This is a genomic window from Flavobacterium sp. IC2-16, from assembly GCF_055521455.1.
This window is the reverse complement of the sequence record NZ_CM145480.1, coordinates 615,142-640,474: the sequence shown is the minus strand read 5'-3', so window position 1 is coordinate 640,474 and position 25,333 is coordinate 615,142. Positions and strand designations below refer to the sequence as shown.

24 protein-coding genes and 1 other RNA gene are annotated in these 25,333 nt (G+C 34.2%); 12 read left to right on the top strand and 13 right to left on the bottom strand.

What is annotated here, in order from left to right:
* Window positions 1–26: 26 nt before the first annotated feature.
* On the bottom strand, window positions 27–566 hold the full coding sequence (locus tag ACZ1JT_RS02890; RefSeq protein ID WP_465094666.1) for an AAA family ATPase: 540 nt from the start codon (window positions 564–566) through the stop codon (window positions 27–29).
* Window positions 567–713: 147 nt separating this feature from the next.
* Between ACZ1JT_RS02890 and ACZ1JT_RS02885 the strand changes: the two genes are divergently transcribed.
* The 4 genes from ACZ1JT_RS02885 (at window position 714) to ACZ1JT_RS02870 (ending at window position 3,875) form a co-directional block, all read left to right on the top strand.
* Window positions 714–998: a DUF493 family protein gene (locus tag ACZ1JT_RS02885; protein ID WP_465094665.1), complete on the top strand. Its 285-nt coding sequence runs from the start codon at window positions 714–716 to the stop codon at window positions 996–998.
* A gap of 11 nt (window positions 999–1,009) precedes the next feature.
* Complete coding sequence (locus ACZ1JT_RS02880) at window positions 1,010–1,720, top strand: DUF4290 domain-containing protein (RefSeq protein WP_465094664.1); 711 nt, start codon at window positions 1,010–1,012, stop codon at window positions 1,718–1,720.
* A gap of 12 nt (window positions 1,721–1,732) precedes the next feature.
* The gene (gene murA / locus ACZ1JT_RS02875; RefSeq protein WP_465094663.1) at window positions 1,733–3,043 is read left to right on the top strand and encodes a UDP-N-acetylglucosamine 1-carboxyvinyltransferase; all 1,311 of its coding nucleotides are present in this window, start codon (window positions 1,733–1,735) and stop codon (window positions 3,041–3,043) included.
* Between the two features lie 64 nt (window positions 3,044–3,107).
* Complete coding sequence (locus ACZ1JT_RS02870; protein WP_465094662.1) at window positions 3,108–3,875, top strand: sulfite exporter TauE/SafE family protein; 768 nt, start codon at window positions 3,108–3,110, stop codon at window positions 3,873–3,875.
* A 36-nt stretch (window positions 3,876–3,911) separates the two neighbouring features.
* Here the strand turns inward: ACZ1JT_RS02870 and ACZ1JT_RS02865 are convergent, their stop codons facing one another.
* Both ACZ1JT_RS02865 and aroQ read right to left on the bottom strand, forming a co-directional pair.
* Window positions 3,912–6,395 carry a DUF5686 and carboxypeptidase regulatory-like domain-containing protein gene (locus ACZ1JT_RS02865; protein WP_465094661.1) on the bottom strand — a complete coding sequence of 828 codons (2,484 nt, stop codon included), beginning with the start codon at window positions 6,393–6,395 and terminating at the stop codon, window positions 3,912–3,914.
* Window positions 6,396–6,444: 49 nt separating this feature from the next.
* Complete coding sequence (gene aroQ, locus ACZ1JT_RS02860) at window positions 6,445–6,858, bottom strand: type II 3-dehydroquinate dehydratase (protein WP_465094660.1); 414 nt, start codon at window positions 6,856–6,858, stop codon at window positions 6,445–6,447.
* Between the two features lie 340 nt (window positions 6,859–7,198).
* Here aroQ and ACZ1JT_RS02855 point away from each other — a divergent pair, with 340 nt between their 5' ends.
* Entirely contained in the window at window positions 7,199–7,795 is a 597-nt protein-coding gene (locus ACZ1JT_RS02855; RefSeq protein ID WP_465094659.1) for an outer membrane beta-barrel protein, read from the top strand.
* Between the two features lie 144 nt (window positions 7,796–7,939).
* Window positions 7,940–8,536, top strand: a complete 597-nt coding sequence (locus tag ACZ1JT_RS02850) for an outer membrane beta-barrel protein (RefSeq protein ID WP_465094659.1) — start codon at window positions 7,940–7,942, stop codon at window positions 8,534–8,536.
* 46 nt (window positions 8,537–8,582) lie between these two features.
* Here the strand turns inward: ACZ1JT_RS02850 and ACZ1JT_RS02845 are convergent, their stop codons facing one another.
* Window positions 8,583–9,179, bottom strand: coding sequence for a porin family protein (locus tag ACZ1JT_RS02845; RefSeq protein WP_465094658.1), 597 nt, complete (start codon window positions 9,177–9,179; stop codon window positions 8,583–8,585).
* A gap of 87 nt (window positions 9,180–9,266) precedes the next feature.
* On the opposite strand from ACZ1JT_RS02845, the gene xerD reads away from it, so the two are divergent.
* A complete protein-coding gene (gene xerD, locus ACZ1JT_RS02840; protein WP_465094657.1) occupies window positions 9,267–10,166 on the top strand; it encodes a site-specific tyrosine recombinase XerD in 900 nt (299 codons plus the stop codon).
* 105 nt (window positions 10,167–10,271) lie between these two features.
* Here xerD and rny read toward each other — a convergent pair whose 3' ends face one another.
* The 4 genes from rny to ACZ1JT_RS02820 all read right to left on the bottom strand — a co-directional run bounded on the left by rny (window position 10,272) and on the right by ACZ1JT_RS02820 (window position 12,635).
* Window positions 10,272–11,834, bottom strand: coding sequence for a ribonuclease Y (gene rny / locus ACZ1JT_RS02835; protein ID WP_465094656.1), 1,563 nt, complete (start codon window positions 11,832–11,834; stop codon window positions 10,272–10,274).
* A 50-nt stretch (window positions 11,835–11,884) separates the two neighbouring features.
* Window positions 11,885–11,990: non-coding RNA, 6S RNA (gene ssrS / locus ACZ1JT_RS02830), on the bottom strand.
* A gap of 53 nt (window positions 11,991–12,043) precedes the next feature.
* Complete coding sequence (locus tag ACZ1JT_RS02825) at window positions 12,044–12,337, bottom strand: cell division protein ZapA (RefSeq protein ID WP_465094655.1); 294 nt, start codon at window positions 12,335–12,337, stop codon at window positions 12,044–12,046.
* 7 nt (window positions 12,338–12,344) lie between these two features.
* Window positions 12,345–12,635 (bottom strand): hypothetical protein, encoded by a 291-nt coding sequence (locus tag ACZ1JT_RS02820; RefSeq protein ID WP_465094654.1) that lies wholly within the window; start codon window positions 12,633–12,635, stop codon window positions 12,345–12,347.
* 188 nt (window positions 12,636–12,823) lie between these two features.
* On the opposite strand from ACZ1JT_RS02820, the gene ACZ1JT_RS02815 reads away from it, so the two are divergent.
* The 3 genes from ACZ1JT_RS02815 to ACZ1JT_RS02805 are packed head-to-tail and all read left to right on the top strand — an operon-like array spanning window position 12,824 to window position 17,755.
* Window positions 12,824–14,515 carry a M23 family metallopeptidase gene (locus ACZ1JT_RS02815; RefSeq protein ID WP_465094653.1) on the top strand — a complete coding sequence of 564 codons (1,692 nt, stop codon included), beginning with the start codon at window positions 12,824–12,826 and terminating at the stop codon, window positions 14,513–14,515.
* A gap of 6 nt (window positions 14,516–14,521) precedes the next feature.
* Window positions 14,522–16,990: a TonB-dependent receptor gene (locus ACZ1JT_RS02810; RefSeq protein WP_465094652.1), complete on the top strand. Its 2,469-nt coding sequence runs from the start codon at window positions 14,522–14,524 to the stop codon at window positions 16,988–16,990.
* Window positions 16,991–17,032: 42 nt separating this feature from the next.
* Window positions 17,033–17,755, top strand: a complete 723-nt coding sequence (locus tag ACZ1JT_RS02805) for a hypothetical protein (protein ID WP_465094651.1) — start codon at window positions 17,033–17,035, stop codon at window positions 17,753–17,755.
* A gap of 6 nt (window positions 17,756–17,761) precedes the next feature.
* Here ACZ1JT_RS02805 and ACZ1JT_RS02800 read toward each other — a convergent pair whose 3' ends face one another.
* The 5 genes from ACZ1JT_RS02800 to ACZ1JT_RS02780 are packed head-to-tail and all read right to left on the bottom strand — an operon-like array spanning window position 17,762 to window position 23,527.
* Window positions 17,762–18,463 (bottom strand): hypothetical protein, encoded by a 702-nt coding sequence (locus ACZ1JT_RS02800; protein WP_465094650.1) that lies wholly within the window; start codon window positions 18,461–18,463, stop codon window positions 17,762–17,764.
* Complete coding sequence (locus ACZ1JT_RS02795) at window positions 18,464–20,293, bottom strand: ABC transporter ATP-binding protein (RefSeq protein WP_465094649.1); 1,830 nt, start codon at window positions 20,291–20,293, stop codon at window positions 18,464–18,466.
* Complete coding sequence (locus ACZ1JT_RS02790; protein ID WP_465094648.1) at window positions 20,293–22,020, bottom strand: phospho-sugar mutase; 1,728 nt, start codon at window positions 22,018–22,020, stop codon at window positions 20,293–20,295. The genes ACZ1JT_RS02795 and ACZ1JT_RS02790 overlap by 1 nt, the downstream gene beginning before the upstream one ends.
* Window positions 22,021–22,032: 12 nt before the next feature.
* A complete protein-coding gene (locus ACZ1JT_RS02785) occupies window positions 22,033–22,989 on the bottom strand; it encodes a glycosyltransferase family 2 protein (protein WP_465094647.1) in 957 nt (318 codons plus the stop codon).
* Window positions 22,990–22,993: 4 nt separating this feature from the next.
* Complete coding sequence (locus ACZ1JT_RS02780) at window positions 22,994–23,527, bottom strand: DUF4199 domain-containing protein (protein ID WP_465094646.1); 534 nt, start codon at window positions 23,525–23,527, stop codon at window positions 22,994–22,996.
* 230 nt (window positions 23,528–23,757) lie between these two features.
* On the opposite strand from ACZ1JT_RS02780, the gene ACZ1JT_RS02775 reads away from it, so the two are divergent.
* Entirely contained in the window at window positions 23,758–24,009 is a 252-nt protein-coding gene (locus ACZ1JT_RS02775; RefSeq protein WP_237789255.1) for a type B 50S ribosomal protein L31, read from the top strand.
* A 116-nt stretch (window positions 24,010–24,125) separates the two neighbouring features.
* Entirely contained in the window at window positions 24,126–25,301 is a 1,176-nt protein-coding gene (locus ACZ1JT_RS02770; protein WP_465094645.1) for a GlmU family protein, read from the top strand.
* Window positions 25,302–25,333 lie beyond the last annotated feature (32 nt).

The window sequence follows — 25,333 nt, the reverse complement described above, 5'->3', positions numbered from 1 at the left end:
GGCTAATAAATGAAATACGAATATAGTTATTTCACAAGATTTTCAAGTATGAAATCGATACGTTGTTCCAAAGTGCCTTTTGGAACTTCTGTAAGTTTGTAGCCGTAATTCTCGTATGTTTCTATCAGATGTTTGTGTATTAATACGGCTTGTTCGTAGGTTTCATAACGCGCATCGTCACTAGTGTAGATTTCTTCCCAAGGCGGAAGAATGAAAATGTGGGAATATTTATGCTCTTTGCAAGCTTGATCAAAAAAAGCAGGATAAGCATCGCCAATGTAGTGCATATAGGCTAAAACATCTGGAATGCCACGATCTATAAAAACAATTTTAGCGTCTTCTTGAGTGGCATTATGGTATTGTTTTTTTCGACCTTCTAAAAGCAATTCACTGAATAAAAGCGGTTTTTCAAGAAACAATTGCTCGATGCCTTGTTTGCGAGCTTCGTAAATTACTTCGCGCGAAACCTCGGGATAACAAATGTATCCTTTTTGGGTTAAACCATCAATAATAGTGGTTTTTCCAGAACCCGGTCCGCCGATAATTACAACAATTTCCTGAGCCACTTTTTTGAAATAAGGGGCAAATTTACATTTTTTTGTTTTAAAGTATAATCTCTTTTTAGAATATTCGTTGTTAAGTTGGTTAAAAACTCATTAGAACTGTATTCAAAATTGATAAGTCTAATGTATATTTGCTTTTATTTTTTGATGATGGATAAGAAAACAGAAGAATTTTATCAAAGACTTAAAGAAGAATTAATTAATTCTACCATTTGGCCTTCCGAATATTTATTTAAATTTATTGTTGATACCGATACAGACAAGATTTCGGTTATCGAAAATTCATTTAACGGAATGGGTGCGGTTATCAATACTAGCAAATCTAGAACCGGAAAATACACGAGTGTTTCGGTTAATGTGCGTATGAAAAGCGCGCAATCGGTAATTGATAAATACATAGAATTGTCTTCCGTAGAAGGAATTATTTCTTTATAAACTATACAAAAATGCAATATAACTCTGAAGAAGCGATTCACTTTCTTGAATACAATGCCGAACGTCCGCATTTGATAATACCGGAATACGGTCGACATTTACAGAAATTAATCGATCAGGCTACCGAGATTAAAGATAGGGAGGAACGAAACAAAGCGGCGAAATATATAATTTCTGTAATGGGAAGTTTAAATCCGCACTTGCGCGATGTGCCTGATTTTCAACATAAACTTTGGGATCAAATTTTTATCATGTCCGATTTTAAATTGGATGTAGATTCACCATACCCAATCCCAAACAAAGAAATTCTTCTGCAAAAGCCAGAACGATTAACGTATCCTCAAAACTTTCCTAAATATCGTTTCTATGGAAATAACATCAAATTCATGATTGATGTGGCTAACAAATGGGAAGATGGTGATTTGAAAAATGCTTTAATTATGGTTATTGCTAATCATATGAAAAAATCATACTTGAGCTGGAATAAGGATACTGTTAAAGATGAAGTGATTTTTGAGCATTTATACGAACTTTCTGGAGGGACAATCAATCTATTGAAAACCGATGAAGAGCTTTCCAATTCCACCGATTTAATGCGTGTGAACAAAAAGACATCCAATAAAACGCAATTCGGGTCTAATCAGAAGGTGAAAAGCAATAACAACAATAAAAATTTCAACCCAAGAAATAAAAATAATAACAATAATAACAATCGAAAATAATTGTAAGACCCTATGGGAACATTTAAGATAGAAGGCGGAATCCGATTGAAAGGTGAAGTTATTCCGCAAGGAGCAAAAAATGAGGCATTGCAAATTTTATGTCCTGTTTTGTTGACTTCGGAAAAAGTTAGAATAACCAATATTCCTGATATTATTGATGTTAATAAACTGATTACCCTTTTAGGGAATTTAGGTGTTAAAATTCAAAAAAATGGAGCCGGAGATTATACTTTTCAGGCTGATGAAGTAAATGTAAAATATCTTGAAACAGAAGCTTTCAAAAAAGAAGGTGGTTCTTTACGTGGGTCTATCATGATTGTAGGTCCGCTTTTGGCTCGTTTCGGTAGAGGTTATATTCCAAAACCAGGTGGAGATAAAATTGGGCGTCGTCGTTTAGATACTCATTTCGAAGGCTTTATCAATTTAGGAGCTAAGTTTCGTTATGAAAGAGCCGACCATTTTTATGGTGTAGAGATTGATGGTCGTTTGCAAGGTACTTATATGTTGTTGGATGAAGCTTCGGTTACTGGAACAGCAAATATTGTTATGGCTGCAGTTTTAGCAGAAGGAACAACAACTATTTACAACGCTGCTTGCGAACCGTATTTACAACAGTTGTGTAAGATGTTGAACTCAATGGGGGCAAAAATTACCGGAATTGGCTCGAACTTGTTAACAATAGAAGGTGTTGACAAATTGGGTGGCTGTGAGCACCGTGTTTTGCCGGATATGATTGAAATAGGTTCTTGGATTGGTTTAGCGGCCATGACCAAAAGTGAAATTACAATCAAAAATGTAAGTTGGGATAACCTTGGGGTAATTCCGAATGTGTTTCGAAAATTAGGAATTACTTTAGAGCGAAGAGGTGATGATATTTATATTCCATCACACGAAGATGGTTATGAAGTAAAAACTGATATCGACGGTTCAATTTTAACCATAGCTGATGCGCCTTGGCCAGGATTTACGCCTGACTTACTGAGTATTGTTTTGGTAGTAGCTACACAGGCAAAAGGTGATGTGTTGATTCATCAGAAAATGTTCGAAAGCCGATTGTTCTTCGTAGATAAACTTATAGATATGGGTGCTAAAATTATGTTGTGTGATCCGCATAGAGCTGTGGTAATGGGGCATGATTTTAAATCGCAATTAAAAGCAACAACAATGAGTTCGCCAGATATTCGTGCTGGAATTTCATTATTGATTGCAGCTTTAACAGCAAAAGGAACAAGTACGATTCAAAATATTGAACAAATCGACAGAGGTTACGAAAGAATAGATGAGCGCTTAAGAGCTTTAGGAGCTAATATTATTCGTGCGTAATTTTATGGTTTTATAACTTATATAAGAGCTGGATTCGTTAGGATTTAGCTCTTTTCTTTTTACTATGGCAATTGATATTCTAGTTTTTCTTTGTTTAGCCTCTTTTACTGCTGGATTTGTTGATGCAGTTGTTGGTGGTGGCGGTTTGATTCAAACTCCGGTTGCACTTATTCTACTGCCCAATGTGCCCGTTGCCAATATTATCGGGTCTTTAAAAATACCTGCTTTTAGTGGAACAAGTTTTGCAGCGTTTCAATACCTGAAAAAGGTAAAAATGAATTACAAATTGTTGGTAATCATGTCGGTTGTAGCATTTGTATCAGCTTTTATTGGATCTACGGTATTGACAAAAGTGAGTAACGATTTTATGAAGCCGTTACTATTGGTTGTTCTTACTTTATTAGCTGTTTATACATTTGTGAAGAAGAATTTCGGTCAGCATCAAGAGAAGCTGTTTAGTTTTAAAAAGCAATTGGTTTATGCAATTCTTATTAGCGTTACCGTTGGTTTTTACGATGGCTTTATTGGTCCGGGAACAGGAAGCTTCTTTGTAGTAGCTTTTGTTTCGGTGTTAGGATTCGATTTTCTTCACGCTTCGGCAAATGCGAAAATGGTTAATTTGGCGACTAATTTCGGTTCGATTTGCCTATTTGTGCTTAAAGGTAAAATTCTTTGGGCTATGGCATTGCCTATGGCTTTTTGTAATGCGTTAGGAGGTTTTTTAGGAGCTAAACTGGCAATTAGTAAAGGAAACGGATTTATTCGTGGATTCTTTTTAGTTGTAGTTGTCGGCACCTTGATTCGATTTGCCTATGATGTTTTTTGTAAATAAAAAAAGCACACTAGTTGTAGTGCGCTTTTAATTATTTTAATTAATTATATTCAGGAATTTTAAACCGAATACAAACCCATCAGTTTGATATCCGTTTTGGTAGGAGCGTACATAATCAAAACGGAAAAATCGGAATTTACCAAAACCAATGTTATCAAATCCAACGGTATATTCCTGATACGGTTTGAAAGTAGGAACATTCAACTGATGGAAACCAACAATCAAATTCCACTGTAGCTTATTTAATAAAGGTATTTTATTCATGATAAATCCTTTATCGTTGTGTTCTAAATGAGTTTCAATATAAGCATCATTAGTGCTGTTGCTGTAGTAAGGCAACAAGTTAAAAACGTTAAGATAGCTGTTTGATGTCCCGACGTGAGTTTGGTTTCCATTAAAATGTTTATAATCAACAAATGAAATACCATCGGCATTATAAAATTTTCCACCTTTTAGACGAATAGCGAAATCACCTTTGTTTCCAAATGTTTTATCGTAATCCAATTGTCCAAAAAGTAAGTCGTAATTGTAATTGGTTTTACTTCCAGCAAATCCTTTTTCATACCCGAGACTTAGTGTAGGGTAGTCATCATTAGGAATGTTGATTTTGCCATCAGGGCGTGTAATGTATTTGTTTCCAAAACGAATTCGAGTTCCTATTACAGCTTTTACCAAGTTGTGTTTTTCAATTGCAGCAATCGAATTGTCTGTAGGTAATAACGGATTATTGGATGTATAAGGTTTGTCTTTTTTTAGTATGACATAATCGGTGGTATTGAAAAGTGGTTTTCGAGCCGAATATTCGATACTTCCATTTAATGAAACTCCATTGAAAATATTTTGACTGTATCCAATTTTTGCAAATTCTTTGTTGTAGTATTTCGCATAATTGTCCTTAAAGAATAAGGTGCTAATTGAATTGATCAGATTTGAAATGGGATTTGCACTATTAAACTGGTTGATGCTACTTCCCCCAGATGCGGTTATACTAGCGTAGTTTAGATTGTTAAAACGATGGAAAAATTGTCCGTTCATACGAAAACGTTCTTCCGAAAATCCGTAATTGATATCGGTGTTAATCGATGTGAAACTTCCTTTTTCTTCGTTACGTTTATGAAATGAAAAACCAGAATCGAAATTCCAACCCTGTACCGTATTGAAACCAAGCGACATTACATTTAATAATCCTTTGTAATTAAACGACCATTTATGAAATGTATTTTTATAGTTGTAGCCTGTAATTAGGTTTGTTATTTTAAAACGATTGCTTTTGGCATCAATAGAATCCAAATAGGTTTGCGATTTTCGTACTGTTTGAATGCTATCTTTTCTCGAATAATCGGTTATTTCTTCTTCGGTTAAAGGAACTGGTCTAGTGGAGTTCCAGTATATGGAATCTTTTTTGTTCGCATCGGGAACAATTTTGGCAATTTCGCTTGTAAATGTTTTTTTGTCAAATTGATCTTTAAAAAGGTAATTGCTGAAAACATGGGTAAACTTACCGGTAAAGCCCATTCCGAAAATTGAAGCTTTAAAATCGATTGTTTGTTGGTTTTTGGCCCAAATTTTTGTGGAAGGATTATAATTGAAGTTTTGAGTAAATGTGATGTTTTCCAATATAGGTTGCTGCATTCTATAGCCTTTACTTTCCAAATCGATGGCGTAAATAGCCCAAGTATCTTCTACTATATATATATATCCTTCAAAAACGGGCTCTTTATCACGACGTGCTATAACCTTAATTTTATTGATAAGTTGATTGTACTCATCCACAAAAGTGCTTTCCAATTTGTATTTATAGTAGGTAAGGGCATTATCAGCAATTGGGGAAATCATATTTAACCCCATGTTTACATAATTGTCATAGAAATCATAATGAGTTCCTTGAGCGGTATTAAAGCTAAAACCATTATCGTTGCCACTTACTTTAGAAGCAATTATTTCTTCTTTTATCTTATTGGGTTTTTCAAAAGCAATTTTTGAAACCGTTTCAGAGAGGTATAAAATTCCGGAACCTGTTGAATCGAGGTTGCCATCCATATCACCAACTTCAACACCCATAAATTTTTTAGGAATGTTTTTAGCCCTAAAAATTCCTCTAGAGTAAAAATCGGCTTCAAATTTATCGCTCTTATTGGAATTTGCTTTTCGGCTTTTAATAGCACTTCTAATAATGGCATATGCGGGATCTTCGGCGTTAGGTTTAATAACCATTTCCGCTAAAGTATAACTCTCATCTTCCAGAACTACATTTATGGTGTGTGGGAATTCATTAATAGCCGCTGTTATTTTTTTGGTTTTATAGCCTAACGATTGAAATACTACGGTGTAATTTCCTTTTTCTTTACAGTTTAATTCGTACTGCCCTTGGTCGTTTGCTGAAGTTCCGTTATAGGTGTTTTCAATTATTACGGTAGTGTAGGGAACAGGCTGTCCGGTCTTGTCGGTAATAGTTCCTTTTATTTGTGAAAAGGAAAATATTGTGGTGAATAAGGCAAAGAGTAAAAATGTTTTTTTCATGGATTGTTTTTCTATGATGACGATTTTAATTTAACAAAGGTTGTATGGGTTATAAAAAAGATTTGATAGCCAATTCATAGCTTTTTAATCCGAAGCCAATAATAACTCCGGCTGCATTAGGTGAAATGTAAGATTGATGGCGGAAGCTTTCTCTAGAAAATGTGTTCGAGATGTGAACTTCCACTACAGGTGTTTCAATCGCTTTTACTGCATCACCAATACCAATGGATGTGTGTGTGTAGGCTCCTGCATTTAGAATAATTCCGTTATAAGTAAATCCAGTCTCTTGAATTTTGGTGATTATTTCACCTTCTATATTACTTTGAAAATAGTGTAACTCTAAAGAGGTGTATTTTTGTTTTAACAACGTAAAGTAGTCTTCGAAACTTTCGTAGCCATAAATCTCAGGTTCTCTTTTACCAAGAAGATTAAGATTCGGGCCGTTTATTATGATAATTTTCATGATTGAATTATTTGTGTAAATGTAGTAAAAACCTCTAAAATCAACGTCTTTTTTGAGTGTTTTTTGAGTATGCTTTTATGAGTATTTCAGGTGGTGTAGTTCAAAATAAGAAGAAAATATCTTAAAATGTAAGTAAAAACTTTAGTTTTTAAATTGAATTATTTGAAAAAGGCAAAAATTTTATATTTTTTTAACATTATTTAATTTATTGTAAATCAGTTATTTGTGTTTTTTTTACTCGTGTTTTAAGTATTTTGTTGATAGTTTTTTTACGCTAAAATTTTTTTCGATGGGTTTTTTTATAGATTTGCCAAGTAAATTTTTAAAATTTAAACTAAACATGAAAAAAATTATTTTATCTGTAGCAGCAGTATTCGCTTTCGGATTTGCTAATGCTCAAGAAGAAGTTAAAGAAGCTGGAAACGGTGGTTTTGGTAAAGGAAGTATTTTTGCTTCAGGAGCTTTATCAATTGGTTCAGAAAAAACTGGAGATGTTAAATCTACAGGATTTGAAATCGAGCCAAGAGTAGGTTTCTTCGTTACTGAAAATATCGCTATCGGTGGTAAATTAGGATACGCTTCTTACAAAGCTGAGAACGGATTTGGAGATACTGCAGATCAAGCTACATTATCAGTTGGAGCATTCGGAAGATATTATATGACTCCTGCTAACCAATTTTCTTTATTTGGTCAATTAGGTGTTGATTATATGTCAACTGACTACAAATTAGCTGATTACAAAACTAACGGTTTTGGAATTGGTTTAGGATTAGGTATGAACTATTTCGTATCTCCTAACTTTGCTTTAGAAGCTACTTGGGCTGGTTTAGGATACAATACTTCAAAACCTGACTATGATGGTGCTGAATCAACTGATAACTTCGGATTAAACTTCGATATGAGATCAATTGGATTTGGTTTACTATACAAATTCTAATCTGAATTAAAGATTATAAAAAAAGGCCTCGCTTAGCGAGGCCTTTTTTGTTAATTAAAATGTTGATATCTTAAAGGTTTAATGGTGCTATTGTCAGTTACTTAAGTATAAATTTAATGTAATTAATTTATAAAACAATCGCTTATGAAAAAAATCATTTTATCTGTAGCAGCAGTATTCGCTTTCGGATTTGCTAATGCTCAAGAAGAAGTTAAAGAAGCTGGAAACGGTGGTTTTGGTAAAGGAAGTATTTTTGCTTCAGGAGCTTTATCAATTGGTTCAGAAAAAACTGGAGATGTTAAATCTACAGGATTTGAAATCGAGCCAAGAGTAGGTTTCTTCGTTACTGAAAATATCGCTATCGGTGGTAAATTAGGATACGCTTCTTACAAAGCTGAAAATGGATTTGGAGATACTGCAGATCAAGCTACATTATCAGTTGGAGCATTCGGAAGATATTATATGACTCCTGCTAACCAATTTTCTTTATTTGGTCAATTAGGTGTTGATTATATGTCAACTGACTACAAATTAGCTGATTACAAAACTAATGGTTTTGGAATTGGTTTAGGATTAGGTATGAACTATTTCGTATCTCCTAACTTTGCTTTAGAAGCTACTTGGGCTGGTTTAGGGTACAATACTTCAAAACCTGACTATGATGGTGCTGAATCAACTGATAACTTCGGATTAAACTTCGATATGAGATCAATAGGATTTGGTTTACTATACAAATTCTAATTTGTAATTGCTAAATTATAAAACCCCGCATTTGCGGGGTTTTTTATTAAAATTTAAATCCGAGTCCAGCTTGGAATACCTGATTTTTTGAACCGCTATCTTTTATTACTTCATTAAGACTTTGGGTGTATCGCCCAGTTATAAATAAACCACCCTTAAAGTTTATGGAGGCTCCTAGAGCTAATGCCGTATCAAAATCATTTACATCATTGGTCTCGGTTGAGCTATTTTCGTTTTCATATTTCTCGCCAATTTTCAATCCAAATTGAGGCCCGGCTTCAATGCTAAACGCTTTTCCTAAATATAATTTAGCAAGTACAGGAACATTAATGTAATCTAGTTTGTACTCGGTTTTGTAATTTATTCCCAAAATGGTTTGATTAACTTCAAAACCTTGTCTGGAATACAAAACTTCTGGTTGAATAGCGAATACTTCGTTAATTACAGGTATTTCGCCCACAAAACCTATATGGAAGCTTGTTCTTGGATCTGGACCTTCACTGAAATCGCCTTTTGTAATAGTGGAGTAGTTTAGTCCTCCTTTAATACCAAAGGACGAATTCGATGCTTTTTTCTCTTGTGCCTGAGAAATGGTTGTGCTTAATAAAACTAAACTTGCGAATAAAAAATGTGTAGTCTTCATATAAATAGATTTTAGTTTCTATATTTAAACCACAAATTGTACCACTTAGTATGCTGTTTTGGTAATTTTAGAATTTATTTAACGTAAATGCAATCATGGAATTCATACATAAAGGAATATAAAAACTACCTGAAATTGGAGCGTGGCTTGTCTCAAAATACCATAGATAGCTATGTTTTTGATATTGAAAAATTAACATCTTATTTGGAAGCAATAGCCTTAGATGAAAGTCCTATTATTATTTCTGAAGAGACTGTTCAGCAATTTATTTATGATATCTCCACAAAAGTTAATGCGCGTTCACAAGCGCGAATTATTTCGGGTTTAAAAAGTTTTTTTAATTATCTTATTTTTGAAGATTACCGTAAGTCGTCGCCACTTGAGCTTATTGAAGTGCCTAAAATGGGGAGAAAACTTCCGGATACGTTGTCCGTGCAAGAGATTGATTTGCTAATTGGCGCTATAGATTTATCTACTTCAGAAGGTGAACGAAATCGAGCAATGTTGGAGGTGTTGTACAGCTGCGGACTTAGGGTTTCGGAATTGGTGACTTTAAAAATATCCGATTTGTATTTTGATGAAGGTTTTATTAAAATCACAGGTAAAGGAAATAAACAGCGTTTTGTTCCTATTAGTCCGCTCACACAAAAGTATATTGTGTTGTATAAAGATCAAATTCGGAGTCATCTCGACATTCAGAAAGGCTTTGAAGATACTTTGTTTTTGAATCGTAGAGGCAAACAATTGACTCGTGCAATGGTTTTTACAATTATAAAAACTTTAGCTGTTAAAATCAATTTAAGAAAGACAATTAGTCCGCATACGTTCAGGCATTCATTTGCAACTCATTTGCTTGAAAATGGAGCCGATTTACGTTCTATACAAATGATGCTTGGTCACGAGTCGATTACCACTACAGAAGTATATATGCATTTAGACAGAAAATTTCTTTCAGAAGTGTTGAATAATTTTCATCCACGTAAATAGTCAACTGGTTCAGTTTTCAGTTCCAGAAGAATAATGTAAAAAAAAAGATGTTTCTATATAGAAACATCTTTTTTTTATGGGTCAACTGCAACCGTAAACTAAAGGCTACTTCGCAATATTAACTGCTCTGGTTTCTCTAATTACCGTGATTTTCACTTGACCTGGGTAAGTCATTTCTGTTTGAATTTTTTGTGAGATATCAAACGATAAGTTTCCAGCCATTTCATCACTTACTTTTTCGCTTTCAACAATTACACGTAATTCGCGTCCTGCTTGAATAGCATAAGCGTTTTTAACGCCGTTGAAACCGTATGCAATTTGCTCTAAATCTTTTAAACGTTGAATGTATGAATCCAATACCTGGCGTCTAGCCCCTGGACGTGCACCAGAAATTGCATCACAAACCTGAATGATAGGCGATATTAATGATTTCATTTCAATTTCATCGTGGTGCGCTCCAATAGCGTTGCAAACTTCTTCTTTTTCACCATATTTTTCAGCCCATTGCATACCTAAAATAGCATGTGGTAATTCACTTTCGGTTTCAGGAACTTTACCAATATCGTGAAGTAATCCAGCTCTTTTAGCAAGTTTTACATTCAGACCTAATTCTGCAGCCATAATACCGCAAAGTTTGGCAACTTCACGTGAGTGTTGAAGTAAGTTCTGACCGTAAGAAGAACGGTATTTCATACGTCCTACGATTTTGATTAATTCTGGGTGTAACCCGTGAATACCCAAATCGATAACAGTACGTTTACCAACTTCGATTATTTCTTCTTCAATTTGTTTTTGTGTTTTTGCAACAACTTCTTCAATACGTGCAGGGTGAATACGCCCGTCGGTTACTAATTTGTGTAAAGCCAAACGTGCAATTTCACGACGAACCGGGTCGAAGCATGAAAGAATAATTGCTTCCGGAGTATCGTCAACAATAATTTCAACTCCTGTTGCAGCTTCTAAAGCACGAATGTTTCGGCCTTCACGACCAATAATTCTACCTTTTACATCGTCAGATTCGATATTGAAAACAGAAACACAGTTTTCAACAGCTTCTTCTGTACCAACACGTTGAATAGTGTTGATGATTATTTTTTTAGCTTCTTGTTGTGCTGTAAGCTTAGCTTCCTCAATGGATTCTTGGATGTGAGCCATTGCATTGGTTTTAGCTTCAGCTTTTAAACTTTCTACCAATTGGTTTTTGGCATCTTCGGCAGATAAACCTGAAATTGCTTCCAACTGTTCAACCTGACTTTTGTGTAGACGATCAACTTCTTGTTGTTTCTTTTCTACGTGATCAATACGATTGTTGTAGTCGGTTAATTTATGTTCTATTTCGTCGTTTAGCTTTTTGTTTTTCGCTAATTCGTTTGAAATTTGTGATTCTTTATCGCGAGTTCTTTTTTCGGCTTCAGCTATTTTTTTGTCTTTTGCTAAAATTTCTTTTTCGTGTTCCGATTTTAATTCCAAAAACTTTTCTTTTGCTTGAAGGAGTTTATCTTTTTTGATTGACTCTGCTTCAACTTTAGCATCTTTTAAAATAGAAGAAGCTTCTTTTTTTGCATTCTTGATTAGATTGGAAACGTTGCTCTTTTCAAGAAATTTAGCGATACCAAATCCGCCTCCAATTCCTAGAACTAATCCAATTATTATACTTACTATATCCATATATGTGTTAAAAAAAATTATAAAAAAAGCCTACATTAGGGGTATTGCATAAACTCGTAAAGACAAGTTTTGAGTTAACTCGCTGTTCAAGGACCTGCTCAAGGCAGTTTGCTTTAGAAGCGACGATTCACTCATTTTAATTTGTTAGTGTTGAGTTTATCAAATAGGTACTAATGTAGGCAGTATCTTGATTTATGTAAAGAACGTATTTATTTAGAAAGAATTGTGCTCAATTTTTCATCCATTTGCTTCAGTCGATCGAAAGCATTTTCTAAATCGGTCGATTTGTCAATTTGTTTTTGCTCTAGTTTTGATGCAAATTGCAACGCACACATGGCTAAAACATCTTGTTTGTCCCGTACAGCGTAGTTTTCTTCAAATTGTTTAATCATTGCATCAATTTTTTTAGAAGCACTTCGTAAGCCTTCTTCTTGAGCCATATCTACAGTTAAGGGATATACTCGGTCTGCAATTGATATTTTAATTTTCAGTTTTTCACTCATTTTCGACTTAATCCGAAAGTTGCGCTATACAGTAATCGATTTCTCGTATTAATGAATTTATCTTGAGTTTTGTTTCTCTTTTATTTTCGTCACTGCCTAATAATGAATTGGCCGTTTTCAGAGTTTGATATTGCTCATGCAACACTTTTAATTCTGTATTTTGTTTATCAGCTAAAGCTTTTGATTTTAAGAGTTCATCGCGCAAATCTTGATTTGTTTTCTCTAAACTTTCCAGCTTCTGGTTTAGTTTTGAGAATTTAACTTCAAGAGCATCAATGATTTCATTAAGTCTGTTCATTAGCGAATAATCCAATTCATGATTTTACAAAGTTAGCATTCCATTTGTGAAATAACAATTTTTTCTTTTTAATTTTAAAAAAATAATGCATAATTTAAGTAATAAATTGAGGTATAATGGGTTATATTCGTAGGATAAGAATTCATTTTTTATAGGTTTTTTTTTATACATTAGCATAAATTTATCGTATGAGATTTTTAGTTTACTTAGTATTTGCCATTCCGTGTTTTAGTCAGAGCCCTTATTCAAAAGACTATTTTAGATCTCCTATGGATATTCCGCTGTACGCATCGGGATCGTTTGGGGAATTACGTGGAAATCATTTTCATTCGGGTTTGGATTTGAAAACCCAGCAAAAGGAAGGTTTATCGGTATACAGTGCCGCAGATGGATTCGTCTCTCGAATCAAAATTACAGAAGGGGGGTATGGCCGCGCTTTATACATTACGCATCCAAATGGCTACACTACAGTTTATGGCCATTTAAAGCAGTTTGAGGGTAAAATTGGAGAATATGTAAAGAAGCGTCAATATGCTTTGAAATCGTACGAGATTGAAGTTTTTCCACTAGCTTCCGAATTGCCTGTAACTAAAGGTGAAATTGTTGCATTATCTGGAAATTCTGGAAGTTCCGGCGGTCCTCATCTTCATTTTGAAATTCGAAATACTAAAACAGAACAAGTAATCAATCCATTTTTGTTTGGTTTTGATATTTTAATGCCCGATACCAAAGCACCGGTTATTAATGATTTAATTGCTTATGCTATTGGCGATAGTGCCGTAGTAAATGCTTCGCAACGCGCTATTCCAATTAATTTGTCCTTGCAAAAAGACGGAAGTTATCTAGCTAATAAAATTATGGCTAAAGGCACTATTGGTTTTGCTATAAACGCTTACGATCAATCGGATAACAATTGGAATTGGAACGGAATATACAAAGCCGAAACTTTTTTGAATGGTAGCAAGATTTTTGGTTATAATTTTGATATGTTTTCGTTCGATGAAACACGTTATATCAATAATTTTATTGATTATTACCGCTATAAAACCATAAAGCAAACGGTTCAAAAAATGTTTTATACAAAGAAATATCCTTTTTCGTTAATAAGCGGGAATTCTAAAAACGGTCAAGTTAATGTATTGCCCAATTCTACCTTCAATTACCGAATTGAAGTTTCAGATTTCCATGGGAATAAAAAAATGATTAATGTTCCAATTCAATACAGTGATGTGTCTGCATCGATACCAAAAGTGGAAGAAAAAACGCCATACTTTGTGAAGGTGAAAAACGATAATAATTACACCAAAGACAATGTTTCGGTTTTTATACCGGAAAATACGTTTTATGATGATTTTTATCTCAAATTTGATGTAAAGGATAATGTACTGTATCTACATGATGAAACAGTTCCGGTTCATAACAATATTACCATTACGTTCGACGTTTCTGAAATTCCGAATCTCAATCGCGATAAAACGTTTATTTCCAGAATGGACGGAACAAAAAAAGAATTTTTCACAACAGCTAAAAAAGGAAATTTATTTTCAGCAAGAACTAAAGACTTGGGTAAGTTTTTTTTAGAAGTTGATACGATTTCGCCAAAAATCTATCGTCTTAATTTTAAAGAAGGGCAGGATTTGGATAAATATGATTCTTTAAGTGTTCATATTAGCGACGATTTATCCGGGATAAAAGAATATAATGCTTTTCTAAACGGAAAATGGATTTTAATGCAATATGATTATAAAACAAAAACGTTGGTTCATTATTTTAGCGACGGGATATATGAAGACGGTAAAAATGAATTAAAAATTGTTGTTGCGGATAAAATGGGAAATTCTACTACCTTTGAAACTCATTTCTTTAAAACTAAAAAGTAATATCTTTTGAAACATATTATTAAATTAATTTCGGTTTTTATTTTTTGCATCGGTTTGACTGCTTTTTCTCAAACAGCTCGTGTAAAAGGTATTTTGCTGGATGAAAACAATAAGCCGATAGAAAATGCCACAATTAAGGTAGAAGAAGTAACCGAAAAATCTAATGCCAATGGTTTTTTCATCATAACAATTCCGGCAAATAAAAAAGTTACCATTGAAATTTCGCATGTTTCATATAAGAAATCGATAGTTAGCATTGAGTTAAAACCCAATGAAGACTATGAGTTGAATGTGGTTTTAAATCAAAAAGCAGAACAGTTAGGTGTTGTGGTGATTTCAACGGCAGGAAGAAAACGTGTTGAAGGTGTAACGACTATCGAACCTCAAATTATTCGTTTGATTCCCGGGGCAAATGCAGGTGTAGAAAATATTTTAAAAACTTTGCCTGGCGTATATTCAAACAACGAATTGAGTACACAATATGCGGTGCGTGGTGGTAATTACGATGAGAATTTAGTTTATGTTAATGAAATTGAGGTGTATCGCCCTTTTTTAATTCGTTCGGGACAACAAGAAGGATTGAGTTTTACAAATACCGAAATGGTTTCTAATGTGGATTTTTCTGCCGGAGGATTTCAGGCGAAGTACGGAGATAAATTATCATCGGTTTTAGATATTACGTACAGACATCCAACTAAGTTTCAAGCAGCATTGGACGCTAGTCTTTTGGGTGGAAGTGCTACTGTAGATTTAGTCTCTAAAAATCAGAAATGGTCTAACATTACCGGGATTCGATACCGAAATAACAGTCTTTTAGTTAACAGTCAACAAACACAGTCTAATTACAAGCCTACTTTTGCCGATATTCAAACGCAAATTAATTTTGATGCATCGGCTAAATGGCAGTGGAGTTTTTTAGGAAACATTTCTCAAAATAAATACCATTATCAGCCCTTATCACGTCAAACGAATTTTGGAACAATAGACGATCCAATTGCACTTTTGGTTTTGTATGATGGTCAGGAAAAGGACGAATATTTAACTTATTTCGGAGCAATAAAATCGACATATCAAGTAAACGATGATTTTAAACTGAAATTCATTGGTTCGGCTTATCATACCCAAGAGCAAGAGTATTTTGATATTTTAGCGCAATATCGTTTGGGTGAGATTGATACCAATATTGGGTCGGATACTTTTGGAGATGTAGTCTATTCTAGAGGTGTAGGTTCGCAACTTACTCATGCCAGAAACAATCTGGATGCTTTAATTTTTAACGCTGAAGTAAAAGGATTCCATGATATTAAAACAAAAAATTCGCAAGTAGAATGGGGTTTTAAATACACTCGAGAAGATATTCGTGATCGTATTGTGGAGTGGGAAGTTGTTGACTCTGCCGGTTTTTCGCTTCCAAACCCAATACTTGATATCCCTAATGAGCAACCGTATAATCCATACTACGGACCTTTAGCACCATATCATAATATACGAGCTACAAATTTTGTAAAAATTAACCGTCTTTCGGGTTATGCACAATGGAATTATAGAGGGACTTTAGGAACAAATCAAATTTGGATTAATGCCGGTGCAAGAGCGCATCAATGGCAAGTAACTGGTGATAATTTTGAAGGCAAAAGCCAGATAGTATTTAGTCCGCGTGCTCAATTTGCTATCAAACCCAGCTGGAATAAAGATATGGTTTTTCGTTTATCGGGAGGAATGTACTATCAACCACCGTTTTATCGAGAGCTGAGAGATAATAGTGGAACCGTGCATCCTGATGTGAAAGCACAGCAATCCATACATGTAGTTTTAAGTAACGATTACAGTTTTAAAATTTGGGATAGACCCTTTAAGTTAGTTTCTGAGGCGTATTACAAGAATTTATCGGATGTGAATACCTACACTATAGATAATGTTCGTATTCGTTATCGAGCTAACAATGATGCGGTGGCTTATGTATATGGAGCTGATTTCCGTTTGAATGGAGAATTTGTTCCGGGAACCGAATCTTGGTTTAGCTTTGGTTATCTTAAAACCGAAGAAAATCAAAATGATAGAGGGTATATTGCCAGACCAACCGATCAACGTTTGAAATTCGGCTTATTGTTCCAGGATTATATGCCGAACATTCCTAATGTAAAAATGTATTTGAATTTGGTCTATAATACCGGACTTCCGGGAGGTTCGCCTTCCTATGCAGATCCATACGCTTATCAATTGCGTTTGAATGATTACCGTCGAGCTGATGCTGGATTTTCGTATGTTTTTAAAGATGCAACTATTAAATCAAACCGTAATTGGTTAAAGCATTTTAAAGAAATGGCAATCGGACTTGAAATTTATAATATGTTCAACAATCAGAATGCAATTACCAATACTTGGGTGCGAGACGTATATACGAAAAGCCAATACGGTATTCCGAATTACATGACAACACGAACTTTCAATGTCAAGTTAAATATTCGATTATAGTTGTTTTAAAAGTTTTATATTTGATAGACCAATTTGTTTGCTATGAAAAACTTCTCAAAATATATTTTAATTGCTGCACTAGGGCTTATGGCGAGCTGTAAGAAAGAAGTAGAAAAGCCTAAGGTAATTTACGCTACGCCAAAGAATGCGGAAAGTAATAGTGCTGTAAAAAGAGATTCATCGCAAATAAAAATTGCCGATTTGCCTATCCATATGGAAGGAACTAAATATCTTATTCATGCAATTGGTGATGTTCGAGTTTCGGCAGAACGTGGAAGCTATGGCTCGAGTAAAACTAATGCGGTGAGCTACGCATTGTCGAATTATAACCGCTTTGAATTAACCGGTTATTTTGAGAATTTGAAGTTTCAGCACATCGATTCAACAGCCCTACATCCACTTACCGATAAAGTAGTTCAAATTCAAACGGCAACATATTTAAATACGATTGCCGAAAAAACTAAAAAGCAGTTTTTAGTATATATGCTGGTAGATTCGGATACAAATCTTGATAATAAAATAGATTCTAACGATATCAAGTCGTTATACATCAGTAATTTTAATGGTACGAATTTCACTAAATTATCTACCGATTTACAGGAACTTATCGATTGGAGTGTGATTGAAGCGCAAAACAGACTGTATTTTAGAACTATTGAGGATAACAACAAAAACGGAGCTTTTGATAAGAGCGATAAGGTTCATTATTATTATGTAGATCTTTTGGCTAAAGAATGGAAAGCTGAAGAATATAAGCCTATTTAAGCGTTTTTATATAAGAATATCGCTTTCCAAATCTGATTTTTCAATAGTGAAATTGAATCCCAATTTACTTACCACTTCAATCACTAATTTTTTATACCAGTTTTCACTTTTAGGGTGAATGTAAATCTTTTCAATTAACTGGTTAATGTCGACGTTAATTTTTAATCCATCATTAATGGATAAACGTTGCGAGGTTACATCCGAAATTATTCGTATTTCATTTTCGTATTGAAAACTTTTTCGTTTGAATAAAAATGGAAAAAAGGCATCATCAAAAGGAATTAATTCTTTTTTGTAATCAATGTAATTAACCTCTCCGATATATTGTTCAAAATTACGCTCTAATGCCAAGGCTTCTTTTAGTTTTCCAATGGTAGATTGTATGGCGAGTCCTTCATGGTTCTTGGTGAAAACTTGCCACATTGCGAAACTTTCATATTCATTGGTATGCCAACTGCTAATGACTACATTTTCACGATGCGATTTGTAATAATCCAAGAATTTCGGATTGTTGACAGAGATCTTCTTTATTTCTTCAAAAGTAGGTTCGCTAAATGTGCCTTCATATTGATCTTCGAATTTATCAGATCGAGACATAAACATTTTTCCCGAAATTAAAAGGTCTAAGAATTTAGACAAATCCATGTATTTCCAAATAATAGTATCCGGATTATCAGGAATTTTAATATTAGGGTTGTTTATATACATTTATTCAAACGATTGCATCATCACAAGTTTGGAATACATTCCGTTTTTAGCCAGTAGTTCATCATGGGTTCCTTCTTCGGCAATTTCTCCTTTCTGCATTACAACAATTTTATCTGCTTTTTGAATGGTGGATAGGCGGTGTGCAATTACAATAGATGTTCTGTTTTCCATCATTTTTTCCAAAGCTTGTTGTACTAAACGTTCGCTTTCGGTATCAAGTGCTGAAGTAGCTTCGTCCAATATCATAATAGGAGGATTTTTAAGTACAGCTCTTGCGATAGACAAACGTTGTTTTTGTCCGCCGGATAATTTATTTCCAGCATCCCCAATATTGGTATTTATACCGTTTGGAAGGTCTTTTACAAATTCGTAAGCGTTAGCTATTTTTAATGCGTCAATAATTTCCTCATCGGAAGCATTTTCTTTTCCTAGAAGAATATTGTTTTTAATAGTGTCGTTGAAAAGTATGCTGTCTTGTGTAACTAAGCCCATCAAATGTCTTAAGGAATGCATAGACATATCGCGTATGTCTGTTTGGTCAATAGTGATGCTTCCTTCTTGAACATCATAAAATCGGGTTAATAAATTAGCAATTGTACTTTTTCCACTACCGGATTGCCCAACCAAAGCAACGGTTTTGCCTTTAGGGATTTCAAGCGAAAAGTTCTTCAAGACATTTTCGTCTTCATATTTGAAGTTGATGTTTTGAAGTGAAATGTTAGTTTCAAAATTTTTCTTCTCTACAGCATTCGGTTTGTCTGTAATGGTGTTTTCAACTTCTAAAATTTCAAAAACACGTTCTGCTGCTGCAAGACCATTCTTTACTTGATAAGAAGCTTTCGAAATGGTTTTTGCAGGAGTTAGAATGTTGTAAGCAAGTCCCATATAGGTTAGGAAAACCGCGCCATTAAGTGTTTTTTCAATTAGTACTAAGTTTCCACCGTACCATAAAAGAATGGCGATGGTTATAATGCCAAGGAATTCACTTAAAGGTGAAGCTAAATTATTCTTGTTTCCGATGCTATTGTTTAATTTAAGTAAGCGAAGATCGGATGCATCAAATAAACTTCTGAATTTTTTTTCGGCATTGTACCCTTTAACAACTTTTAATCCGCCAAGACTTTCTTCAACAATTGAAATTAAATATCCTTTTTCTTTTTGAACTCGGGTTGATTTAGATTTTAAACTTTTTCCTATTTGTGAAATAATGAATCCAGAAATTGGAATAAAAATGAATACAAAAATGGTCAGTTTTGCACTGATATTGAACATTGCAATAATTGTAAAAACAATAGTAAGTGGTTCTTTAATAATTAATTCTAAAATCGAAAAAAACGAATTTTGCACTTCGTTTACGTCTCCCAAAATACGAGCCATTACATCCCCTTTTCTTTTTTCGGAGTAGTAGGAGATAGGAAGGTTTACAATCTTCTCATACATGTTTTTTCTTAAATCACTTAATACACCATTTTTAATGTGTAGTAAATGATAGGATGCTAGGTAATTGAAGAGGTTTTTTAGTAAAAAAGTTATGATTATTAATGCTACAACCAGTAGAAGAGCATATTGAGCTCCTCTGTTTTCGGTTAATTGAGTAATTTGGTAGTACAAATAATCTTTACCGAATTTAGTAATGTTCCAAATGCCATTATAGATTGGTTTTTCGGTTACTTTTTCAGCATCATCAAATAAAACCTGCATCATTGGGATAAGGGCAATAAATGAGAGTGTGCTAAATAAAGCAAACAAAATGTTGTAAATAACGTTCCAAACGATATGAAATTTATATCGCATGGCATACGGAATGATTTTTATTAAATTTTTATCCATTAGTTTAATTGCATCTCAGCAATAATGTTTTTAATTTTTGTGTCCAGAAAAACTTCTGCTTCCGGAATATCTGCAATCGAATCTACAGTACAATTCACGCTAAAATAGAATTTTATTTTAGGCTCAGTTCCGCTTGGGCGTGCACAAATTTTGCTTCCGTCTTCTAGATAATAGATTAGAACATTCGATTTTGGAATTGCTATCGAAAATTCTTCATTGTTCATAAAGTCTTTTCCTTTAGACGTTTGGTAGTCTTCAATGCAAACTATGCGTTCACCATTAATTTCTTTTAGTGGGTTTTCACGTAAATCAATCATCATTTGTTTGATTTCGTTGGCGCCATCCATTCCTTTTTTGGTAATCGATATTAAATGTTCTTTGTAAAATCCGAAGTCAACATACATTTGTAATAACTCTTGATACAACGAACTTCCTTTTTCTTTGGCTTGAGCAGCAATTTCGCATACCAATAAAATGGCAGCGATAGCATCTTTGTCGCGAACGGCATCTCCAACCATAAATCCGAAACTTTCTTCACCACCTCCAATAAATTTTTGGTTTGGAAAATCTTTTATGAATTTAGCAATCCATTTGAATCCAGTTAAACCAACTTTGCATTCTACATCAAATCCGGAAGCCAATTCCAACATCATAGGAGTGGAAACGATTGTTGAGCCAACAAATTCTGTTCCAGTTAGTTTTCCTTGGTTTTTCCATTGTTGAAGCAGAAAATGTGTCATGACAACCATGGTTTGATTTCCATTTAATAAAATCATTTTACCATTAGTGTCACGCACTGCAACTCCCAAACGATCCGAATCTGGGTCGGTTCCTAGTACAATGTCCGCATTAATTTTATCTGCCAGTTCCATAGCCATGTTTAAAGCTTCTGGCTCTTCAGGGTTTGGCGAAACAACAGTTGGGAAGTTTCCGTTTGGTTCGGCCTGTTCTTTTACAATATTTACATCGGTATATCCTGCTTTTTCCAAAACACCGGGTAAAGCTTTAATTGAGGTTCCATGTAAAGAAGTATAAACAATTTTTAGATTTTCTTTAGCCGACTTTGACGTGTTGAAACTTGCATTCGCAATAGTAGAGTCGCGAAAAGCTTCATCTATAGCAATGTCAATATATTCGATTAGATTTTCGTTAGCAGTGAAATTAACATCGGAATATTCTAAACTTTCAATCTCTTTGATAATTTCTCCGTCTTGAGGAGGTACAATTTGACCACCATCTTGCCAATATACTTTATAACCGTTGTATTCAGGTGGGTTGTGCGAAGCAGTTAATACAATACCGGCATGACATTTTAAATGACGTACCGTGAACGATAACTCTGGAGTTGGACGCATATCTGAAAAAAGATACACTTTTATTCCGTTTGCTGAAAAAACATCAGCAACAAGTTTAGCTAGCGTATTACTATTATGACGACAATCGTAAGCAATTGCAACTTTGATTTCCTCGTTTGGAAAACATGTTTTCAGGTAATTAGAAAGTCCTTGTGTGTTTTTACCTAAAGTGTATTTGTTGATACGATTGGTTCCAACGCCCATGATGCCGCGCATACCACCGGTTCCGAATTCTAAGTCCTTATAGAAGCTGTCTTCTAGTTCTTTAGGAGCAGAGGTCATCATTTCACGGATGCTATTATGTGTGGCTGAGTCGAATGTTGGAGAAAGCCAAATATTTACTTTGTCTAAAATTGTAGTATCGATATGCATTGTAATTCTGTTTTACAGATTTAACTCTTTTGAAATTTTATAACGTTCTTCGTTGTTTTTGGTTCTCAATATTATTTCGCCTAAAAAGCCGGCTAGAAAAAGTTGTGTTCCAATAATCATTGTGGTTAGGGCAATGTAAAACCAGGGGTTGTTGGTTACTAAAATTGCAGCTTCATGACTGTAAATTTTGTAAAGTTTCATAATACCAATATATCCGGCTGATAAAAAACCGATTAGAAACATTACAACACCCAAAGCGCCAAATAAGTGCATTGGTCGTTTTCCAAATTTAGACAAAAACCAAATAGTAATCAAGTCTAGGAAGCCATTAATAAATCGGCTCATTCCAAATTTAGAACTACCGTATTTACGAGCTTGATGGATAACAACCTTTTCGCCAATATTGCCAAAGCCGGCATTTTTCGCCAAAACAGGAATATATCGGTGCATTTCACCTGAAACCTCTACGTTTTTTACTACGATATTTTTGTAGGCTTTTAGTCCGCAGTTAAAATCGTTTAATGTTACGCCAGAAGTTTTTCTCGCTGCCCAATTGAATAATTTCGACGGTAAATTTTTAGCAACAACCGAATCGTAGCGTTTCTTCTTCCAGCCCGATACCAAATCGTAATTGTCTTTGGTGATCATGGTGTAAAGTTCAGGGATTTCATCGGGACTATCTTGTAAATCGGCATCCATAGTGATGATAACATCGCCTTGAGCTTTGGCAAAACCAGCGTGTAAAGCTTGTGATTTACCGTAATTGCGTAAAAAACGAATTCCTTTTACATTCGAATCGATTTCCGAAAGCGTTTCTATTGTTTTCCATGAATCATCGGTACTGCCATCGTCGATGAAAATAACTTCGTATGAGAAATCATGGGCAACCATGACTCTGGCAATCCAAGAATGGAGTTCAGGCAACGATTCCTGTTCGTTGAGTAAAGGAATTATAATGGATAAATTCATTAATTTATTCTAAGGTGTTCGATGATTTATTTCTGAAAATTAAAGCTAAAATTGCTCCAAATACAGCTGAAAAGATAAAGTTGAAAATCAAACCTTTTGACAAATTTGCAATGGAGTAATTGTCTGTTTCCTGTAATATTTTTGCTTGTTTGGTTATTTCTTCAGCAGGGGCTCCAAATTTTTGCATCATTTTTACAGTTGTTTCGACTGCAAGTTGGTTTAATTCGGCTTTAGCATCAGTGTCGAAAAAATTAAAAAGTAACATATTGAAAATCACAGACATCGTAGCTCCAATTACTGCAGCAATAAAATATACAGTGAAAGCCTCCTTAAAAGTAATAAAACCATTAAGTTGTTTTTTGGTTTTAGAAACAAGCATAACTCCAATGATGATGAAAATTGCAATAATAGAAAGGCCTAGCCACATGTTTACAAATAGATTTAAATTTGTGGCGTAAATCCCTGCAGTAATTAAAATGGAGATAGTTCCAATAGCAATTCCGTAATTAATTCCGTTTTGTTTGATAATTGGATTCATAAAAGTTTCTGTTTTTGGTTTAATTAATTTACAAATATAACAATTAAGTAGTATCTGTAGTTAGTAGGTTGTGTTTAAAAAAAGTTACAGAACATATTTGATATTTAAAATATAGTTGTAAATTTGCAGCCTGAAATAAAAAGTTTATAAACAAAAAGTTACAGTTCGTTTATACCTTTTAGAGAATAAAAGCATCAGAATCACTGTAGCCATTAATAAAAAGATTTACCATGAAAAAAGGAATTCACCCGGAAAATTACAGATTAGTAGCATTCAAAGATATGTCGAATGAAGATGTATTTATTACTAAATCTACAGTAGAAACTAAAGAAACTATCACTGTTGACGGTGTAGAGTATCCAGTATACAAAATGGAGATTTCAAGAACATCTCACCCTTTCTATACAGGTAAATCGAAACTTATCGATACTGCAGGACGTATTGATAAATTCAAAAACAAATACGCTAAATTCAGTAAATAATCACTGTTTTACGATAATAAAGAGCCTCTCAATTTTTGAGAGGCTTTTTTTATTTATCTGAAAGAAAACTTTGTAACTTTGGTTTTCGGTTAACCAAATCAACAAACAAACAGAAAATGAACTATATACTTTTTGATGGAACGGTTCGCAATGCATTGCTTCCATTTACATTCACTCGCCCAGTTGCCGATATTCGTGTTGGAATTTTAACGATTCGTGAGAAATGGGAAAAATACCTAGGATACACCACAACTACGTTAACCGAGGAATATTTAATGGAGAAGTTTCCAATGGTGGAAATGGAAGAAAATGTAATGATTAACGCTTCTTTTTTGCCAAACGAAGTTTTAGTGGAAATGGTTTTAAATCTGGAAAAAAACCAAGCTATTATTGCAGGTGAAGAAATTATTGCATTTTATACCAATGATACTCAAGAAGGTGTTGATTTTGACGAATATGAATTAATTGATTACGACGAAGAATTTATCCGAATAGAAAATACTTGGGATATTTTTTCTAAAAATGATGTTGCTATTCGTGAAGATTTCGAACTAATCACTAGCGGAAGATCATCACAACCCATTCCTAAAAGTGTAAATGTAATTGCTTCAGAAAATATTTTTATTGAAGAAGGGGCTAAGTTGGAGTTTGTAACCTTAAATGCATCAACTGGACCTATTTACATTGGTAGAAATTCTGAAATTATGGAGGGTTCTGTTATTCGCGGACCATTTGCTTTGTGTGAAGAATCGCAGGTAAAGTTGGCTACTAAAGTTTATGGGGCTACAACTGTAGGGCCGCATTCCAGAATTGGTGGAGAAGTAAACAACTCGGTGTTGTTTGGGTATTCAAACAAAGGACACGATGGGTTTTTAGGGAATTCAGTTCTTGGGGAATGGTGTAATATTGGAGCAGATAGTAATAATTCTAATTTGAAAAATAATTACGAAGAAGTTAAACTTTGGAGCTATGAAACCGAAGGATTTGCAAAAACCGGACTCCAATTTTGTGGTTTGATGATGGGCGATCATAGTAAATGCGGTATAAACACCATGTTCAATACCGGAACTGTGGTTGGTGTAAGTGCTAATATTTTTGGCAGTGGGTTTCCGCGTAATTTTGTGCCAAGTTTTTCTTGGGGCGGCGCTTCAGGTTTTACTACATATTTGACCAAAAAAGCCTTTGAAACGGCTAAAATAGTAATGTCACGCAGGCATATGGAATTTACAGAGCAAGATGCTAATATATTAGAACACGTGTTTGAAGAAACAAAAAAATTCAGAAAAGAATAATTGTCTATAATTTGATAGTGAGTTAATTGAAT